Origin of the sequence: Bradyrhizobium sp., from assembly GCF_049581145.1 — a bacterium.
Lineage (GTDB): Bacteria > Pseudomonadota > Alphaproteobacteria > Rhizobiales > Xanthobacteraceae > Bradyrhizobium.
Genome location: NZ_JBAURI010001252.1, coordinates 1 through 2,352, shown reverse-complemented (window position 1 = coordinate 2,352; position 2,352 = coordinate 1). Strand labels below are relative to the sequence as shown.

At 59.7% G+C, this 2,352-nt stretch carries 2 protein-coding genes; both read right to left on the bottom strand.

Annotation, left to right across the window (positions count from 1 at the left end; genetic code table 11):
* Window positions 1–638: 638 nt before the first annotated feature.
* Window positions 639–1,544, bottom strand: a complete 906-nt coding sequence (locus WCB02_RS39775; RefSeq protein WP_423967948.1) for a helix-turn-helix domain-containing protein — start codon at window positions 1,542–1,544, stop codon at window positions 639–641.
* A gap of 289 nt (window positions 1,545–1,833) precedes the next feature.
* Window positions 1,834–2,352, bottom strand: a 519-nt coding sequence (locus WCB02_RS39770; protein ID WP_423967946.1) for a molybdopterin dinucleotide binding domain-containing protein, incomplete at its 5' end; no start/stop codon positions are given.

The following is a 2,352-nucleotide window of genomic DNA, read 5'->3' as shown; positions in this document are numbered from 1 at the left end:
ACTCACAAAATTGCGAAGCGCGCTGAACCTGCAGTTTGAAAAACAGCGGGAGTTATCGAAGGGGCGGCCCCGGCGACAAATCGCGAGTGCGCCGGTCACGCCAAGACGGCGCGCCTACCGACATTGGGCCGGAAAGTGCTCTGTCCATAAGGTCGGGCCATTCACTGGACGGTTCTGAAAAGAGAATGCGAATGTAGCCCCCAGAGAGCTTCTGCAATGCTTCACGCCGCGTCGTTGCTGCCGATGATGGCGGCATCGCATTCACCAGGCGGATGCTCCTCCTCGCACCGCTATTCGCGGAGCCTGCCGCTGGCGCTAGGGGAGACCGCCGCGCGGGCCGGCACGATCAATCCCTTGGAGACCGCGGCCACGCTGCCCGATGCCATCAAGTTCGTCCCCTGCAGCGGGGGTCCACCTGATAGCGGCGAGATGGCAGCACGATACGGCGGCCTGGACCAGGCTGGCCCCTATCTCGTCCTGATGAAATGGCATCCGGGACATATGACTGCTCCGCAATCCTTTCTGACCGATCGAATCTCGCTCGTTGCGTCCGGCGCATGTTGGGACCCCCGCAGGCCTCCACGGTGCTTTCAGCGTCGTCTCCGCAACCAGAACGGTCTGGCAACGGGAGCAAGATTTCAAGGATGACAAGTCGCAGTCCGATTGCCCCATCCTCTGGATTGTTCCGACGCCAACCTTCGCGTATCGGCGGTTGCCGCTCTGACCGCTTTGTGGTTTCGGGCATCTGGCCAGTCTGACGCTTGATTGATGGCACGCCATCGACTGGGAGTCGAGCCAACGAACCGTTTGAATGTCGTGGTGAAATGAGCTTGCGTCTGGAAACCTACCGTCAGGGCGATTTCGACGATTGGAGTCGTCGTGTTGTGCAGCAATTGCTCCGCCTGCTGAACTCGCCGCCTTAAAACAAACTCGTGGGGTCGCAGATTTGTCGCCGCCCGGAATTGAGACGCGAAGTGCATTCGACTCAATCCTGCGACCCCCGCCAACTCGGCCAGGGTGACTTTCGTCGAAAGATGGAGGTCGACATATTCGACCACCCGCTTGAGGCGCCATTTCTGCAACGCCTGGACCTGCCGTTGCCTCGGCTCTATTTCGACCGGCCTGACAGCGGTCCGAGCATCCGACCGCAGACCGATAAATCTGACGGCGATGGCAAATCGCAGGGCATCGGCACAGCGCTGGTCACTTCCCTGCTCTGCGGCCTCGACTGCACTAGAAAGAGATTTGATGAGGCGATCGTTCGGATTTTCGGCTATTGCGGTATTCCGCACGCATTCGAGCCACGCCGCGTCGGTGGTGAACTGCGCGTACTGATCCATGTCTTCCCGGTTGGTCATTGTCGCGTGCAGACGCCAGGCATCGAATCGCAATGCGTGGACTCCGGCCGCTTCGTTCGAATGACGCACGAACTGACTGGCCACAGCCTCGGCGAAGCAGCGTGCGATCCGACGATCGGCCGTAGCATCCGAGCAACCCGCATTTGCGGAGTAGTTGGCCCTTGGAATTCGCGACGGCTGCGGCATAACCGAACTCCCGATTGATCGACTGAAAGCCGGAAGACTGCGAACCGGAAGCACTGTGAGCACTGTGAGGCAGCTAATTGGAGAAGCCAGACCCATCAGTGTCTCATCGCGTTTCCCTTGACCGTGCTATTCCGACCTCTACGCTTGCGATATCGTATCGGGATTGGTGCACACCATTCTACCGTTGTTCCGATCGGGTAATGACCTAGAGTCGCAACATGATACCTTGGTATCGGTGGGGCCATTCTCACCTGGACCTATTGGCTTTGACTGCGGGCGGATGGCCGAATTAGGCCGGGTCGCCCGCATTGGCAACATGCGAGCGTACAATCCGGACTGGAATGCCCTTCGACGACGGGGTGAAGCTCAGGGGATCGTGTGCGTATAGCGGCACGAGCGGATTGGTCTCTGGATAGTATGCAGCGCAGCAGCCGTCCGGAAACGAATAGCTGACCACGCGGAAACCATGCACTCGGCGCTCGACGCCGTCGGTCGATACCGTGACGAGATCAACGCGGTCGCCGTCCACAAGGCCACGTTTGTCAATTTCGGATTTGTTCAGGAACACGATATCGCGCTGGCCGTACACGCCACGATATCGGTCGGACATCGAGTAGAGCGTGGTATTGTACTGGTCGTGACTCCGTACGGTGCTGAGCCAAAGCGTGTCCCGATCTTGCGCGCCGAGGTCCTCACCGAGGCCGTCGAAGACGAGAAAATTTGCTTTGCCCGATGGCGTCGCCCAGATGCGCTCGCGGGCGGTCGACACAAGGTGGGAGCCGCCGGGAACGCGGATCCGGGCGTTATA

What these genes read in the sequence shown, in the direction of transcription:
- WCB02_RS39775 (WP_423967948.1), bottom strand. Translation starts at nt 1,544, where the DNA reads ATGCCGCAGCCGTCGCGAATTCCAAGGGCCAACTACTCCGCAAATGCG.